Annotated in this window: 16 protein-coding genes; 3 read left to right on the plus strand and 13 right to left on the minus strand. The window is 57.2% G+C overall.

Annotation, left to right across the window (positions count from 1 at the left end):
* Window positions 1-194: 194 nt before the first annotated feature.
* The 3 genes from tyrB to dnaB form a co-directional block, all read right to left on the minus strand.
* The gene (tyrB, locus tag ABLU96_RS08630; RefSeq protein WP_025107700.1) at window positions 195-1,388 is read right to left on the minus strand and encodes an aromatic amino acid transaminase; all 1,194 of its coding nucleotides are present in this window, start codon (window positions 1,386-1,388) and stop codon (window positions 195-197) included.
* A 238-nt stretch (window positions 1,389-1,626) separates the two neighbouring features.
* Window positions 1,627-2,706, minus strand: a complete 1,080-nt coding sequence (gene alr, locus ABLU96_RS08635; RefSeq protein ID WP_064405862.1) for an alanine racemase — start codon at window positions 2,704-2,706, stop codon at window positions 1,627-1,629.
* A 151-nt stretch (window positions 2,707-2,857) separates the two neighbouring features.
* Window positions 2,858-4,273, minus strand: coding sequence for a replicative DNA helicase (dnaB, locus tag ABLU96_RS08640; RefSeq protein ID WP_004097788.1), 1,416 nt, complete (start codon window positions 4,271-4,273; stop codon window positions 2,858-2,860).
* A gap of 61 nt (window positions 4,274-4,334) precedes the next feature.
* Here dnaB and ABLU96_RS08645 point away from each other — a divergent pair, with 61 nt between their 5' ends.
* A complete protein-coding gene (locus tag ABLU96_RS08645) occupies window positions 4,335-5,318 on the plus strand; it encodes a quinone oxidoreductase (RefSeq protein ID WP_014227544.1) in 984 nt (327 codons plus the stop codon).
* Window positions 5,319-5,495: 177 nt separating this feature from the next.
* Here the strand turns inward: ABLU96_RS08645 and pspG are convergent, their stop codons facing one another.
* The 3 genes from pspG to ABLU96_RS08660 all read right to left on the minus strand — a co-directional run bounded on the left by pspG (window position 5,496) and on the right by ABLU96_RS08660 (window position 7,470).
* A complete protein-coding gene (gene pspG / locus ABLU96_RS08650; RefSeq protein ID WP_014227543.1) occupies window positions 5,496-5,738 on the minus strand; it encodes an envelope stress response protein PspG in 243 nt (80 codons plus the stop codon).
* Between the two features lie 140 nt (window positions 5,739-5,878).
* Complete coding sequence (dusA, locus tag ABLU96_RS08655) at window positions 5,879-6,877, minus strand: tRNA dihydrouridine(20/20a) synthase DusA (RefSeq protein WP_086074011.1); 999 nt, start codon at window positions 6,875-6,877, stop codon at window positions 5,879-5,881.
* Between the two features lie 104 nt (window positions 6,878-6,981).
* A complete protein-coding gene (locus ABLU96_RS08660) occupies window positions 6,982-7,470 on the minus strand; it encodes a cupin domain-containing protein (protein WP_014227541.1) in 489 nt (162 codons plus the stop codon).
* Between the two features lie 201 nt (window positions 7,471-7,671).
* On the opposite strand from ABLU96_RS08660, the gene zur reads away from it, so the two are divergent.
* On the plus strand, window positions 7,672-8,187 hold the full coding sequence (gene zur / locus ABLU96_RS08665; protein ID WP_004097781.1) for a zinc uptake transcriptional repressor Zur: 516 nt from the start codon (window positions 7,672-7,674) through the stop codon (window positions 8,185-8,187).
* 342 nt (window positions 8,188-8,529) lie between these two features.
* Here the strand turns inward: zur and ABLU96_RS08670 are convergent, their stop codons facing one another.
* The 4 genes from ABLU96_RS08670 to ABLU96_RS08685 form a co-directional block, all read right to left on the minus strand.
* A complete protein-coding gene (locus tag ABLU96_RS08670) occupies window positions 8,530-8,739 on the minus strand; it encodes a CsbD family protein (protein WP_004137568.1) in 210 nt (69 codons plus the stop codon).
* Between the two features lie 136 nt (window positions 8,740-8,875).
* A complete protein-coding gene (dinF, locus tag ABLU96_RS08675) occupies window positions 8,876-10,192 on the minus strand; it encodes an MATE family efflux transporter DinF (protein WP_049083110.1) in 1,317 nt (438 codons plus the stop codon).
* 72 nt (window positions 10,193-10,264) lie between these two features.
* Window positions 10,265-10,873, minus strand: a complete 609-nt coding sequence (lexA, locus tag ABLU96_RS08680; RefSeq protein WP_004097774.1) for a transcriptional repressor LexA — start codon at window positions 10,871-10,873, stop codon at window positions 10,265-10,267.
* Window positions 10,874-10,995: 122 nt separating this feature from the next.
* Window positions 10,996-11,364, minus strand: a complete 369-nt coding sequence (locus tag ABLU96_RS08685) for a diacylglycerol kinase (RefSeq protein ID WP_014227539.1) — start codon at window positions 11,362-11,364, stop codon at window positions 10,996-10,998.
* Window positions 11,365-11,493: 129 nt separating this feature from the next.
* Between ABLU96_RS08685 and plsB the strand changes: the two genes are divergently transcribed.
* Complete coding sequence (plsB, locus tag ABLU96_RS08690; RefSeq protein WP_004097770.1) at window positions 11,494-13,917, plus strand: glycerol-3-phosphate 1-O-acyltransferase PlsB; 2,424 nt, start codon at window positions 11,494-11,496, stop codon at window positions 13,915-13,917.
* A gap of 98 nt (window positions 13,918-14,015) precedes the next feature.
* On the opposite strand, the gene ubiA is transcribed toward plsB, so the two are convergent.
* The 3 genes from ubiA to malM all read right to left on the minus strand — a co-directional run bounded on the left by ubiA (window position 14,016) and on the right by malM (window position 16,501).
* Complete coding sequence (gene ubiA, locus ABLU96_RS08695; RefSeq protein ID WP_004097768.1) at window positions 14,016-14,885, minus strand: 4-hydroxybenzoate octaprenyltransferase; 870 nt, start codon at window positions 14,883-14,885, stop codon at window positions 14,016-14,018.
* Window positions 14,886-14,897: 12 nt separating this feature from the next.
* Window positions 14,898-15,395, minus strand: coding sequence for a chorismate lyase (gene ubiC / locus ABLU96_RS08700; RefSeq protein ID WP_014227537.1), 498 nt, complete (start codon window positions 15,393-15,395; stop codon window positions 14,898-14,900).
* A 188-nt stretch (window positions 15,396-15,583) separates the two neighbouring features.
* Window positions 15,584-16,501: a maltose operon protein MalM gene (malM, locus tag ABLU96_RS08705; RefSeq protein WP_014837132.1), complete on the minus strand. Its 918-nt coding sequence runs from the start codon at window positions 16,499-16,501 to the stop codon at window positions 15,584-15,586.

The following is a 16,501-nucleotide window of genomic DNA, read 5'->3' on the forward strand; positions in this document are numbered from 1 at the left end:
ATTTTTCCCTAAATAATCGAATCGTTATAATTTTCAATAATGTGTACGCTTATTAATGCACCCAGACCTTACCCCCCGCGAAGGCGGATAGGAAGGTTTTTCTGCTCTGATGTCATATAAAAAGAGAATGATCACACTTCGGGAAGCGAATTGCCCGCGTCATGATTTGGCGCGGGCAAAAGGTCAGGAAGAACTTATATTACCGCAGCAAACGCCTGCGCTACGCGGCGCACGTTTCCTGCATTCAGCCCCGCGACGCACATGCGGCCGCTGGCAATCAGGTAGACGCCAAACTCATCGCGCAGGCGGTCAACCTGGGCCGCGCTGAAACCGGTATAGCTAAACATGCCGCGCTGCTTGAGCAGATAGTCAAAATCACCGCCCGGAACCGTCTCTTTCAGCACATCAACCAGCTCCTGACGCATGGCCAGAATACGGGTACGCATCCCTTCCACTTCCGCCAGCCATGAGGCTTTCAGCGCGCTGTCGCCCAACACCGCCGCAACCACCTGCGCGCCAAAGTTCGGCGGGCTGGAGTAGTTGCGACGCACGGTCGCTTTTAATTGCCCCAGTACGCGCCCCGCGGTTTCAGTATCTTCACAGACGATCGACAGCCCGCCAACGCGCTCACCGTACAGGGAGAAGATTTTCGAGAACGAGTTGCTGACCAGCATGGGCATCCCGGCGTTCGCTATGGCGCGGATAGCGTAGGCATCCTCTTCCATGCCAGCGCCGAAGCCCTGATAGGCGATGTCGAGGAAAGGAATCAAATTACGCGCTTTCAGCACCTCAACCACTTGATCCCACTGAGCGTTGGTAAGATCGGCTCCCGTTGGGTTATGGCAGCAGGGATGCAGCAGCACGATATCGCGTTTCGGTAGCGTATTGAGTTTTTCAAGGAAAGCAGCGAAACGCACGCCATTGGTTTTATCATCAAACCAAGGGTAAGTACTTACTTCGAATCCAGCCCCTTCAAATATAGCGATGTGGTTTTCCCACGTCGGGTCGCTGACCCATACGCGCGAGCCCGGGAAGTAGCGTTTCAGGAAGTCAGCGCCGACTTTCAGGGCTCCGGAGCCGCCCAGCGTCTGAATAGAGGCCACGCGATGCTGCGCCAGTACCGAATGATCGGCCCCGAACAGCAGCGACGCAATCGCGTGGCGATAGGTGTTCAGCCCTTCCATCGGTAAATAGATTGAGGCGCCGTGCGGCTGGGCGTTAAGACGTGCTTCCGCTTCGGCAACCGCCTTCAGCTGCGGAATGATGCCGTCTTCGTTGTAATAAAGACCGATGCTGAGATTTACTTTGTCACTACGCGGATCGTCTTTAAAACGCTCCATCAGGGAGAGAATGGGGTCGCCAGCGTAGGCGTCAACTTTCTGAAACACGCGATGTTTCTCCAGGTTTACATGGGCTCGTTATAACACAATAAACTGGATGTGAAAGAAGGTCGAGGGGATGTTGGCGGATAAAACAGAACGGGCTGGATTTGACGCAACAACGTGAACGCCCATCCCGGATGGCGGCTTAAACCGCCTTATCCGGGCTACCGGCCCGTAGCCGGTAGCGGCCCCGTAGCCCCGGTAAGGCGTCAGCCGCCACCGGGGGAAAGCGCGCTGGCTGACATTAATCCACGTACTTCATGGATACCCGTGAAGTCAGGCGCGTAATAAGTTCGTAAGCACTTACTTTTGTAATTTCGGCAATCCGCTCGACGGGGAGGCCTTCGCCCCACAGCACGACCGCGTCGCCAGCGTGGTCCTGTGCTTCAGGCCCGAGATCGACGCAAATCATATCCATCGCCACGCGTCCGACAATCGGCACTTCCCGGCCGTTAACCAGTACCGGCGTTCCGGACGGCGCGGCGCGCGGATAGCCGTCACCGTAGCCCATCGCCACAACGCCTAAACGCGTATCACGCTCGCTGATCCAGGTTCCACCGTAGCCTACCGGCTCGCCGGCTTTATGCTCGCGGACCGCGATCAGGCTGGAGGTCAGAGACATCACCGGCTGGCAGCCAAAATCCGCGCCGGTGGATCCACCGTCGAGCGGCGATACGCCGTAGAGAATAATCCCCGGACGCGCCCAGTCGAAGTGCGACTGCGGCCATAGCAATATACCGCCGGATGCGGCGATTGAGCGCAGCCCCGGTTTCCCTTCCGTGAAGGTGGTAAAGATATCCAGCTGACGTTCGGTCGCGCCGCACTCAGGCTCATCCGCACGGGCAAAATGGCTCACGATATTGACCGGCTGGCGGACGTTTTTACACTGGCTCAGGCGCTGATAAAAGGCTTCGGCCTGTTCGGGCAGAACGCCTAATCGATGCATCCCGGTGTCCAGCTTCATCCATACGGTTACCGGCTCGGGTAAATCCGCTTCCTCCAGCGCAGCCAGCTGCTCCGGGCTGTGTACCGCCGTGTGCAGGCGCTGGGCGGAGATCACCGGCAGGTCGGCGGCCTCAAAGAATCCCTCCAGCAGCAGGATCGGCTGGACGATACCGCCCGCGCGCAGGCGCAGGGCTTCTTCAAGACGGGCGACGCCAAAAGCATCGGCGTCCGGGAGCGTTCGCGCGGTCTCAAGAAGACCGTGTCCGTAGGCGTTCGCTTTCACCACCGCAACCAGTTTGCTGGCGGGCGCCAGTTCACGCAGACGTTGCAGGTTGTGTCGCAGAGCGCGGCGGTTAATGACTACAGTTGCCGCTTGCATTTGAATTCCTTGAATTATTTATCTCAAATTTGGCGTTATTGATGCAGCGAGTTTGGGTGCGGCCAGCGCGCAGCCACCGGAGCGTACTGAAGTACGTGAGGATGGCGAGCACTGCCCAATCCCAAAATCGCAAATAAAATAGCCAAATTATTTATTCGTCGTCGTATTGTGGCCCAGCATAATTATCAAAACGCGACCACTGACCGTTAAACGTCAGGCGCACCGTCCCGATAGGGCCGTTACGCTGTTTACCAATAATAATTTCAGCGATACCTTTTAAATCACTGTTTTCGTGATAAACCTCATCACGGTAGATAAACATGATTAAGTCGGCGTCCTGCTCGATGGAGCCGGACTCACGCAGGTCGGAGTTGACCGGGCGCTTATCCGCGCGCTGTTCCAGCGAGCGGTTAAGCTGCGACAGCGCCACCACCGGCACCTGTAGCTCCTTCGCCAGCGCCTTGAGCGAGCGGGAAATTTCGGCGATTTCCAGCGTACGGTTATCGGAGAGCGACGGCACGCGCATCAGCTGCAGGTAGTCGATCATAATAAGACCGATGCCGCCGTGCTCGCGGGCGATACGCCGCGCGCGGGAGCGCACTTCGGTTGGCGTCAGGCCGGAGGAGTCATCAATATAGATGTTACGTTTTTCCAGCAGAATTCCCATGGTGCCGGAAATGCGCGCCCAGTCTTCATCATCCAGCTGGCCGGTACGAATGCGGGTCTGGTCAACGCGCGACAGCGAGGCCAGAGAACGCATCATAATCTGCTCCGAGGGCATCTCGAGACTGAAGATGAGTACCGGCTTATCCTGCAGCATCGCCGCGTTTTCCACGAGGTTCATCGCAAAAGTCGTCTTACCCATTGACGGACGCGCGGCGACGATAATCAGGTCCGACGGCTGAAGACCGGCGGTTTTTTTATTGAGATCGTCATAGCCGGTATTCACCCCGGTGACGCCGTCATGCGGCTGCTGGAAGAGCTGTTCAATACGCGCCACGGTAGCGTCGAGCACGTCGGCGATATTCTTCGGCCCCTCGTCTTTATTTGCGCGGCTTTCGGCAATTTTAAACACCCGGGATTCGGCGAGGTCGAGCAGATCTTCGCTGGTGCGGCCCTGGGGATCGAAACCGGCCTCGGCGATTTCATTCGCCACGGAGATCATTTCGCGTACCACCGCACGTTCGCGGACGATATCGGCATAAGCGCTGATGTTCGCCGCACTTGGCGTATTTTTCGATAATTCCGCCAGGTAGGCGAAGCCGCCGACGCTGTCCAGCTGCCCCTGACGCTCCAGCGATTCGGCGAGCGTAATCAGGTCAATCGGGCTGCCCGATTCCTGCAGGCGCGCCATTTCGGTGAAAATATGGCGATGCGGACGGGTATAAAAATCTTCCGAAACAACCCGCTCGGCAACATCGTCCCAGCGTTCGTTATCCAGCATTAAACCGCCCAACACCGACTGTTCCGCTTCAATCGAGTGCGGCGGGACCTTCAACCCATCGAGCTGATAATCACGCTCGCGGGGTTCAGTCTGTGGTTTGTTGAAGGGTTTATTTCCTGCCATAGTGAATGGAGTTACCGAGATAGTGAATGGGTCGAAAGATTACCACATTTCTGGAGGAAGCATGGCAACACGAATTGAATTTCACCAGCACGGAGGGCCTGATGTTCTGCAAGCGCTGGAGTTCACGCCGAAAGATCCCGCAGAGCACGAAATTCAGGTAGAGAATAAGGCCATCGGCATCAACTACATTGATACCTATATCCGCAGCGGCCTCTACCCGCCCCCGTCATTGCCGAGCGGTCTGGGTACCGAAGCCGCTGGCGTAGTAAGCAAAGTCGGCAGCGGCGTGAAACATATCAAAGCCGGCGATCGGGTGGTCTACGCGCAATCGGCGCTGGGAGCCTATAGCACCGTCCACAACGTGCCCGCGGATAAGGCCGCCATTTTGCCGGACGCGATCTCTTTCGAGCAGGCGGCGGCCTCATTCCTGAAAGGGCTCACGGTCTATTACCTGCTGCGGAAAACCTACGAGATCAAAGCGGGCGAGCCGTTCTTGTTTCATGCGGCGGCCGGCGGCGTCGGGCTCATCGCCTGTCAGTGGGCCAAAGCGCTGGGCGCGAAGCTGATCGGTACCGTCGGCAGCGCGCAAAAAGCTGAACGCGCCAAACAGGCCGGCGCCTGGCAGATCATTAACTATCGCGAAGAGAATATCGTCGAGCGCCTGAAAGAGATCACCGACGGTAAGAAAGTCCACGTGGTTTATGATTCCGTCGGGAAAGATACCTGGGAAGCCTCCCTTGACTGCCTGCAGCGTCGGGGGCTGATGGTGAGCTTCGGCAACTCCTCCGGCCCGGTGACCGGCGTCAATCTCGGGATCCTCAATCAAAAAGGTTCGCTGTACGTCACCCGCCCTTCTCTGCAGGGCTATATCACCACGCGTGAAGAGCTGACGGAAGCCAGCAACGAGCTGTTTTCGCTGATCGCCAGCGGCGTGATAAAAGTGGATGTCGCGGAGAGCCAAAAATATGCGTTAACCGACGCCAGACGCGCACATGAGGTGCTGGAAAGCCGGGCGACGCAGGGTTCAAGTTTGCTCTTGCCGTAATGGCCGGAGCACTAAAGTTTAGGGCTTCCACATGGGAAGCCCTTACTTTTTTTGTTCGGCTGTATGTAGGGTACAGCACGATGAATTCGTTAACCCGCTAATAGTGACAGATTTAATAAGCAAAGCCTACGCTGTTTTATGCAAAAATCTTCAGGTTGTGACATACCGCTCAATACCTTAGTAGCGCCAGCGGTTATTAGCGCGATAACGGTTGTCGGTTGGTGATTTTATCGCCCGAATCACCCAAACCACAACAACGGCCAGCAGCAGCCACGGCAGCAGTTTAATCATTAACGCAAACAGACCGCCGACAAACATCAGCGCGGTCGCGACCACAATCGCGGCAATAATACCCAGCAGTGAAATGCCGGTGACCAATAACATGACAAAAAAGCCAATAACGAATAAGAGTTCCAGCATCGTCTTTCCCCTAAAGAAATTTTATCTACCTTACCGGATATTACAAAAATCGTTCCAAATATAACCTATTGAATAATAACAAAAACGCCCGGCACGATACGTGCAGGGCGTGGTGAATTTGACCAGGTTTTAGTGAAAAACTAACGCTTGTCGGCAACCAGTTTCAGCGCCTGTTCCAGCACGTTGATGTCCGCCCCGGCTTTATGCGCATTTTCGCTCAGATAGCGACGCCACTGGCGCGCGCCGGGGATCCCCTGAAACAGCCCGAGCATATGGCGCGTTACGTGCCCCAGATAAGTACCGTTGCTAAGCTCGCGTTCGATATAGGGATACATCGCCCGGACCACGGAAACCGGGTCAGCATCGACGCCTTCCACGCCGAAAATTTCCCGATCCACCGACGCCAGAATGCCTGGATTCTGATAGGCCTCACGGCCCACCATTACGCCGTCCATATGCGCAAGATGTTGTTTTGCTTCTTCCAGCGACTTAATGCCGCCGTTAATCGCCATCGTCAGATGCGGAAAATCACGCTTCAGCTGGTAAACGCGCGGATAGTCAAGCGGCGGGATCTCGCGGTTTTCTTTGGGGCTCAGCCCCGAAAGCCACGCTTTGCGCGCATGGATGATAAACATCTCGCACTCGCCTTTCCCGGATACCGTTTCGATAAAATCACACAGAAACCCGTAGCTGTCCTGGTCATCAATGCCGATACGGGTTTTCACCGTGACCGGGATCGACACGACGTCGCGCATGGCTTTAATACAGTCTGCCACCAGCTGCGCGTTCCCCATCAGGCAGGCGCCGAACATACCGTTCTGCACGCGATCGGACGGGCAGCCAACGTTCAGGTTAATTTCATCGTAGCCGCGCGCCTGCGCCAGCTTCGCGCAGTGTGCCAGCGCAGCCGGATCGCTGCCGCCGAGCTGCAGGGCGACCGGATGCTCTTCTTCGCTGTAGGCCAGATAGTCGCCCTTGCCGTGAATAATCGCACCGGTGGTCACCATTTCGGTGTACAGCAGCGTGTGGCGCGACAGCTGACGCAGAAAATAACGGCAGTGTCTGTCGGTCCAGTCGAGCATCGGCGCGATGGAAAAACGGTGAGCGGCGAAAGCAGTAGGCGTTGAATCTGACATCATGGCGAATAAATAAGCATCCGGGTAAAAAGGGGCGCTACTATAGCACAAAGATAAACCACTGACGCATAGCGTCAGCGCTCACCTTTTTTATCCCGCAATAAACGCTATATTTTCCGTGGCTTCCCGTCGTGAGGGCCAAAAAACTGCGGCGGATGGTCAACCCAGCGATCCTGTCGCGTGGCGGCATAGCCGGGGTTAAGCGGGTAGTAGATGCGATTAAATTTCTTATTTGCCTCGCCAACGACTAACAGGCGAACCTCCTGCTCGGTGTTATTGAGGAAGGTGTGGCAAATGCCGGTTCCGGCAGGAAAGCCGACGCTATCCCCCGGCTCCAGCTTCCAGAGATAGCCGTTAATCCACACTTCCGGATAACCTTCCAGCACGTAGATAAACTCTTCTTCGTCGCTCTCCGCATGCGGATAAGAGGTTCGGCGTCCGGGCGGTAGACGCTCATGGTGGATCCCCAGGCGATTCAGCCGCAGGCCCCGCGCCAGCGGCGCGCCGATGGAGAAAAGCTCAGTACTGTCGGGATAGGTGGAATCATCCACGCCTTCCAGTTCACGCCAGTGTCGAATGCAGTCAGGTCGTTTCATCGTTTTCTCCCGAAAATGAGATGCATCAGGTATAGCATAAGGTGGCAAGGTTGAGCGACCCCAGGAGCGCGGCTGGGACGAATTGGCGCAGCCAGCGCGCAGGTAACGTGAAGTGTGACGGGTATAGCCCGCCGGGTCTCGGCGTTTTACCGGTATCGTGATAAAGTAACAGTTTCAGATTCACGCAACCAGAGGACGCTCATGGATAAGACCACTTCGCAACAAATGTTAGCGCATGCTGAAAAGCTGTGCGCGCAGCGTGGCGTGCGCCTGACCCCGCAGCGCCTTGAAGTATTGCGTTTGATGAGCCTGCAGCAAGGGGCAATCAGCGCCTACGACCTGCTCGATCTCCTTCGTGAAAAAGAGCCTCAGGCGAAACCGCCGACGGTGTACCGGGCGCTGGAGTTTTTACTCGAGCAAGGGTTCGTGCATAAGGTGGAATCCACCAATAGCTACGTGCTGTGTCACCTTTTCGATCAGCCGACCCACAGCTCGGCGATGTTTATCTGCGACCGCTGCGGCGGCGTCAAAGAAGAGTGTGCGGAAGGCGTCGAAGATATTATGCATACGCTGGCGGCAAGAATGGGATTCGCCCTGCGCCACAACGTCATTGAGGCTCACGGCCTGTGCGCCGCCTGCGTCGAGGTTGAATCCTGCAGTACGCCGGGCCACTGCCACCACGACCATACCATCCAGATCAAAAAGAAAGCCCGCTGAGGCGTTAGCCGCAGCGGGAATCAAGGGTGTATACCCGTCATACTTCAAGTTGCATGTGCGTTGGCTTTGTTACTCGGCTCATCCCTGAGCCTCGCCCTTCGGGCCGCCGGGATACGGCGTTCAAATCTGTTCCAGACAGATTTGTCGCTCACCCCAGTCACTTACTGGAGTAAGCTCCTGGGGATTCTCTGCGTTGCCGCGTTACTCGGCCTGCGGCCTCGCCCCTCCGGGGCCAGCGCAAGCGCTGTTCAAAGCACGAGTGCCTTGTCCTGCAACTCGAATTATTTAGGGTATAAATCGTTAGAGCAGGCAATAGTAAGGGGTTAAAACACGCCGTTTTCGCTACCAGCGATAGTCGTTTTTGGTTTCCCAGTCGGTCACTTCTTTCTCTGCCTGGTCTTTGGCGTAACCGTAACGTTCCTGAATTCTGCCCACCAGCTGGTCGCGTTTGCCTTCAATGACGGTCATGTCATCGTCGGTCAGCTTGCCCCATTTTTCTTTCGCTTTACCTTTGAACTGTTTCCAGTTACCGCCGATTTCGTCTTTATTCATCATGCATTCCTCATCGTTCGGTTATCGTTCGGTGAATGAACAGCCCGCTGTGTGCCGGACATGACTTAACTATAGATGAGTATTCTGAGTAAGATTTATTATTCGGAATCTTTAACCATCAGATGCACCAAATGCATTACGAAAACCAGGTTCCGCGCTGCCAGTGGCGCCGCCAGATAACCGCCAGAGAAACGCCGCGCAGAGCGAGAAAGACCGTCAGCGCCAGCCACAGTCCGTGGTTGCCGAGCGTCGGTACCGTCAGCAGCGTCAGGGCAAACCCCGCCGCCGCTACCGCCATGCTGTTGCGCATCTCCGCCCCCCGCGTCGCGCCGATAAACATGCCGTCCAGCAGGTAGCACCAGACGCCAATGACCGGCAGGATCATCTGCCAGACCAGATAGCGGTCGGCCAGCTGCTGCAGCGAAGGCAGCGAGGTCAGCAAAGCGATAATCTGCTCACCGGCAAGGCCGTAAATCAGCGCAAACGCCAGCGCCACCATCCCTGACTGGCGGCAGGCCGCGTGCCAGACGGCAAGCAGCTGGCTGTCGTCGCGCGCGCCGTAGGCCTGCCCGGAGTGCGCCTCCACGGCGTAGGCAAAACCGTCCAGCGCATAGGCGGTAAAGGTCAGCATCGTCATGAGGACCGCATTGACCGCGACGACATCGGCGCCAAGGCGGGCGCCAAATACCGTCACCGCCCCGAAGCAGAGCTGTAGCAGCAGCGAGCGCAGCATGATGTCGCGATTCAGCGCCAGCAGGCGGCGTATATCTCCGCGCCAGGCGTTTTTCAGCATCGACAGGGAAACGCCGCGCAGCGCCAGCACGCGTCTCGCCATCAGCAGGCCAATAAAGAAAGTGACGTATTCTGCGGTGACCGTCGCCAGCGCCGCCCCCTGCACGTTCATATGCAGGCCCATCACCAGCCATAAATCGAGCACGATGTTGAGGACGTTGCCGACCACCAGCAGGATCACCGGCGCTCTGGCGTACTGCACGCCCAGCAGCCAGCCCAGCAGGACCAGATTCGCCAGCGATGCCGGCGCGCTTAGCCAGCGGAGCTCCAGGAAGCGTCTGGCCTGTTCGAGCACGGCTTCGCTACCGCCGACGATATGCAGCGCCAGGTCGATTAACGGCATCCGTAAGAGCACAATCGCCGCCCCGGCGGCCAGCGCCAGGCCCAGAGGCTGTACCAGCGCACGCGCCAGCCGCTGCGGATCTTTTGCGCCAAACGCCTGCGCCGTCAGTCCGGTGGTACTCATTCGCAGGAACAACAGCAGCATAAAGAGGAAGCTGGTCGCCGTTGCGCCAACTGCTACGCCCCCCAGATAAACCGGGCTGTCGAGGTGGCCAATAACGGCGGTATCCACCAGCCCCAGCAGCGGAACGGTGATATTGGAGAAGATCATGGGCAGCGCTAAGCGCCACAGGGCTTTGTCGGCGGCGTTAAAAAGCATGGAGAAAGAGCCCAAATGAGGAAAAACGGCGCAGCATCATGCATCAGGTGATGATGCCGCGAGGTGAAGAGATTACTGCCAGTTGCCGTTGCGGATAACGCCAACGGCCAGGCCTTCAATAGTGAAGCTTTGCTCGCGAAGGTCCACCACGATCGGCGAGAATTCGCTGTTTTCCGGCAGCAGTTCAACGACGTTACCCTGCTTTTTCAGTCGCTTCACGGTAACTTCTTCGTCGATGCGCGCCACAACCACCTGGCCATTGCGCACATCCTGCGTTTTATGGACGGCCAGCAGGTCGCCATCAAGAATACCGATGTCTTTCATCGACATCCCGCTAACGCGCAGCAGAAAATCGGCATTCGGCTTAAACATAGCCGGATCGACCTGATAGTGACCTTCGATATGCTGCTGGGCCAGCAGCGGCTCACCCGCCGCGACGCGGCCAATAAGCGGCAGACCCGTTTCTTCTTCCGTCAGCAGACGAATACCGCGGGAGGCGCCGGAAACGATCTCGATTGCGCCTTTACGCGCCAGCGCTTTCAGGTGTTCTTCCGCCGCGTTTGGGGAACGGAACCCCAAGCGCTGAGCAATCTCCGCACGCGTCGGCGGCATGCCCGTCTGGCTGATATGATCCCGAATGAGATCAAACACCTCTTGCTGCCTGGTCGTTAACGCTTTCATTCCGCCCCCTGGGTGTATATACAGTTATGCTGTGAGTATATACAGCTAACGGTGATTTTGGAACCACATTTCACACAAAAATCAGGAGTTTCTTTCCGTTTTGCGAGCCGCTACGCCAGGCGTTAGCGGTAGTTTGCCCATAAAAGCGTTCCCCACGCGATCAGCGCGATGATGATCGCCAGCAATACCGCCGCCGATCCCATGTCTTTCGCTCGCCCCGACAGCTCGTGATGTTCAGGGCCAATACGGTCAACAACCGCCTCAATCGCGCTATTGATAATTTCAACTATCATCACTAGCAGGACCGAGCTAATCAACAGCACCCGGGTGATGGCATCGACGTCTAACCAGCAGGCGATCGCCACGGCAACAACGGCCGCGATGCCTTCCTGACGAAAGGCGGCCTCGTTGACCCACGCCGCCCGGAATCCTTTCCAGGAATACCCTGCCGCTTTAATAATTCGGGTTAACCCAGTGGTATTATTGGCCATCAAACAAACCTTTTTATGTAAATGACGTCAATGAGTGTACGCGTTTGCCGCGTTACAACGGAAATTTTGCGCACTTTCTGTTATTCTTGCGGCGCATTTGCATGATTAACCAGAGGCTTCACATCGTCTATGTCTGGCTGGCAACGAATTTACTATAAATTACTGAATTTACCATTAAGGGCGCTGGTAAAAAGCAAGTCGATTCCGGCACAACCTGCTCAGGAATTAGGCCTGGATACCTCGCGTCCCATTATGTATGTCCTGCCCTACAATTCGAAGGCGGACCTGCTGACGCTGCGCGCGCAATGTCTGGAACATGAGTTACCGGACCCGCTGGAGCCGCTCGAGATCGACGGCGGCCTGCTTCCGCGCTACGTATTTATCCACGGCGGACCGCGCGTGTTTACCTATTACACGCCGAAAGAAGAGTCTATCAAGCTCTTTCACGACTATCTGGATTTGCACCGCAACCATCCCGATCTTGACGTGCAGATGGTGCCGGTTTCGGTGATGTTCGGTCGCGCGCCGGGGCGTGAAAAAGGCGAGGTGAACCCGCCGCTGCGCATGCTCAACGGCATTCAGAAATTCTTCGCCGTCCTGTGGCTGGGCCGCGACAGCTTTGTCCGTTTCTCGCCTTCGGTCTCGCTGCGTAAGATGGCGGACGAACACGGTACCGATAAAACCATCGCCCAGAAGCTGGCCCGCGTGGCGCGCATGCACTTCGCCCGTCAGCGTCTGGCGGCGGTCGGCCCGCGCCTGCCCGCGCGCCAGGATCTGTTTAATAAACTGCTGGCGTCGAAAGCCATTGCCCGTGCGGTAGAAGACGAAGCGCGCAGCAAGAAAATTTCTCATGAAAAGGCGCAGCAAAACGCTATCGCCCTGATGGAAGAGATCGCCGCAAACTTCTCCTATGAGATGATTCGCCTGACCGACCGCGTGCTGGGCTTTACCTGGAACCGGCTGTATCAGGGCATTAACGTGCATAACGCCGAGCGCGTGCGCCAGCTGGCGCATGAAGGCCACGAGATCGTTTATGTCCCGTGCCACCGCAGCCATATGGACTATCTGCTGCTCTCTTACGTCATTTATCATCAGGGCCTGGTGCCGCCGCATATCGCCGCCGGTATCAACCTGAACTTCTGGCCCGCCGGTCCGATCTTCCGTCGCGGCGGCGCGTTCTTTATTCGCCGCACGTTCAAGGGCAATAAGCTTTACTCAACCGTATTCCGCGAATATCTCGGCGAGCTGTTCAGCCGCGGCTATTCGGTGGAGTATTTCGTTGAAGGCGGGCGTTCGCGTACCGGACGCCTGCTGGATCCGAAAACCGGCACCCTGTCGATGACCATTCAGGCGATGCTGCGCGGCGGTAATCGCCCCATCACCCTGGTGCCGATTTACATCGGCTACGAGCACGTGATGGAGGTCGGTACCTACGCCAAAGAGCTACGCGGTGCGACGAAAGAGAAAGAGAGCCTGCCGCAGATGCTGCGCGGCTTGAGCAAGCTGCGAAATCTCGGCCAGGGCTACGTTAACTTCGGCGAACCCCTGCCGCTGATGGCCTATCTGAACCAGCATGTGCCGGACTGGCGCGAGTCTATCGACCCTATCGAAGCGGTTCGCCCTTCCTGGCTGACCCCGACGGTGAATAATATCGCCTCGGATCTGATGGTGCGCATCAATAATGCCGGCGCGGCTAACGCCATGAACCTGTGCTGTACCGCGCTGCTGGCATCGCGTCAGCGTTCACTGACCCGCGAGCAGCTCACCGAGCAGCTGGAGTGCTATCTCGCCCTGCTGCGCAACGTGCCATATTCAGCGGATGCGACCACGCCTGCGGCTTCGGCCAGCGAACTGATTGACCACGCGCTGCAGATGAACAAGTTCGAAGTCGAGAAAGATACCATTGGCGATATCATCATTCTGCCGCGCGAGCAGGCCGTCCTGATGACCTACTACCGCAACAACATCGCCCATATGCTGGTGATGCCGTCGCTGTTAGCCGCCATCGTCACTCAGCATCGTCGTATTACCCGCGCCGAAATCCTGCGTCACGTCGAGATGTTCTATCCGTTCCTGAAGGCCGAGCTGTTCCTGCGCTGGGAAAAAGCGGAGCTGGCGGGCGTCGTCGATGCGCTGATCGCTGAGATGCAGCGTCAGGGCCTCATCGCCCTGAACGACGATGAGGTGAGCGTCAATCCGTCTCATGCCCGTTCTCTGCAGCTGCTGGCCGCAGGCGCGCGCGAAACGCTGCAGCGCTACGCCATTACCTTCTGGCTGCTGAGCGCTAACCCGTCAATCAACCGCAGTTCGCTGGAGAAAGAGAGCCGCACCGTGGCGCAGCGCCTGTCCGTTCTGCACGGCATCAACGCGCCGGAGTTCTTCGATAAGGCGGTGTTCAGCACGCTGGTGTTGACCCTGCGTGACGAAGGCTATATCAGCGATACAGGGGACGCCGAGCCGGAAGAGACGTTGAAGATCTACCGCATGCTGGCGGATCTGATTACTTCGGATGTGCGATTAACGATTGAAAGCGTTACCCAGGATGAAGCGTAACGTTTAAAGAGATGTCCCGGCCTGCGCCGGGCTACCGGACCCTGCGGTTTTGTAGCCCGGCTAAGGCGTTTACGCCGCAAGCCGGGAAACCCACAGCGCTACTGCATATATCCCATCGCCAGGCCGAGAAATAGCACCAGCCCCACGTAGTTATTGTTCATAAACGCCTTAAAGCAGGCATCGCGTTCGCGTTTAAATATCAGCTTCTGCTGCCAGGCAAACAGCGCCGCGGCGATAAACAACGACCAGTAATACTCCCAGCCCAGCCCGCTCAGCCAGCCTACCGCGGCCATCAGACCCAGTACCGCCACCTGTAAAATACCGATGATTAAGCGATCGTTGTCGCCAAAGAGAATCGCCGTCGATTTGATACCGATTTTGACGTCATCATCACGATCGACCATCGCATACTGGGTATCATAGGCCACCGCCCACAGGATATTGGCGAGGAACATCAGCCAGCAGCTCAGCGGCAGCGATTCGCTGACCGCCGAAAAGGCCATCGGGATCGACCAGCCGAACGCCGCGCCCAGCACGACCTGAGGCAGGTGGGTATAGCGCTTCATAAACGGATATACCCATGCCAGCGCCAGCGCCGCTACCGACAGCAGAATGGTCATGGTGTTCAGGGTCAACACCAGCAGGAACGAAAGCAGCACCAGCACGACAAACAGCGTCCGCGCCTCCTTTTCGCTAACGTCGCCGCTCGGCAACGGGCGGCGGGCCGTCCGTTTGACGTGGCCGTCAAACTTGCGATCGGCATAGTCGTTGACCACGCAGCCTGCGGCGCGCATCAGCCAGACGCCGGCGACAAAAACGGCGAGGATCCATAGCGGCGGTATCCCCGGCGTCGCCACCCACAGCGCCCACAGCGTCGGCCACAGCAGCAGCAGCGCGCCAATCGGTTTGTCAGTACGCATCAGGCGGTGAAACGCCAGCAGCTTGTTCTGCGTCAGACTCCACTCCATTTCATTTTCCTCTTAATACAACGGCGATGCAGGCAAAAACAGTTCCGTCAGCAGCAGCGGTTTGCCGCTCAACCGGAGGCGGGAACGACGCCCCCACAGCTCTGCATGACGACCAATTTCAATAAAATCACGGGTTAGCGTCGATGACGTGAAGAGATAGCGGCCCAACGGCGTTTGCCCCAGCTGTTGCAGCGCCAGTTCGGGGCCGCTCAGCGTTGATTCGGGCACTATCGTGCGCCCGGCCAGCCAGGGTTCACCGTTGGCGCAAAGAATGATTTCCCGCAGCCAGTAGCGGGGTTCGCTCGGTAACAGGGGCGCCTCACCGGCCAGCGCGTCGCGTCCAACAAAACCTTCGTTAACCATGATGACGCTGACTTTCTTCCCCTGCTGCTCAAAGCGTTTGGTCATTGAGTCTTCCAGCAATAGCCAGTCGCGCAGATGCGCATCCAGCGGGGGCATAGCGGCAAAATAATGCAGCGCACGCAGTTGCGTAAGCGCAGGATGTGGCATGCCTGAATCTCCGGTACATAACGTAAAGGTATTGTATCGCAGAATGGGGCATCGGGGGCGGGCAAACGTCAATATACGATCATCCGCGCAACAGCCGTGCAACAGAGGCTGCGGCGCGCTAAAAAAAAGTGCGCCCTGACGGACGCACCTAAAGGCTGTGCCTAAACATCAGCATTGCGGGGAGACGGTCACCCCTTGCCTTTTACACTGCTGATAAAGGTGGAACGAGCAGATTTCGAGCCAAGACGTTCAGCTTCGTTCATCAATTTCAGGGCCTTATCGATATCGCCTTTCGCAACCGCCTGCTTAATGCCGTTGTTGAAATAGGTTTCGGTGTCATCAAGCATCGGTTCGCTTTTCGCCGCCGGAGCCGGGGCCGGCGCGACAACCGGCGCTGCGGTATTGCCGACGGTCACCGGGCCATTGCCGGAAGAGCCAAACAGCGGACCAACCAGCACGCTGGAGCCGCTATTGGTTTTGACTTTTAGCTTCAGCACGCCATCGGTGGTGTGGCGGGCAATCGGGTCTGGAATATCCGGCACGGCATTGCCCGCGCCTTTAGCGTAAGCTTTCGCCGGATCCAGCAGAGTCGTGGTTTGTTGTAAATCTTTTTCCGTCGTAAAGACCAGCACGTAAAGCTTCTGCTGCCCCAGCGCCGGGGTCAGGCGCATGACGCCTTCAAGCCGATCCGCGGTCATTACGCCGGGCTGCTGATAGGTAAAATAGCTGCTGGGGAAGAACGCGGATGGCGTCATATTCTGATCGAGAATCAGCACGTTCGGCGCAAAAATCTGTTTTTGCTTATTCACTTCGCTCGTGAGCGTCAGGGTCAGTTCGCCAATATTCGCCGGAACGCTCCAGGCCGCAACCGGGCCGGAGATGCCGGCAACATCCAGGCGCTGGCCGCCCGTGAGTAAATCAACGGTCTGCGTTTTAGATTGATCGACTGGCGTCCAGACGAGCTGCTGCAGGGCAGCGCCGGGGATGGCGGGCGCTGCGCTGGTGTTTTGCGGGACAAAGTTGACGTCGGCAAGGCTCATTCCCGGCGCGCATGCCAACATTCCTGCGGATAAACACAGGGCGACGAGAGTTTTCTTCATTTTCAT

Source organism: Klebsiella sp. CN_Kp106 (assembly GCF_040064575.1).
GTDB lineage: Bacteria > Pseudomonadota > Gammaproteobacteria > Enterobacterales > Enterobacteriaceae > Klebsiella > Klebsiella michiganensis.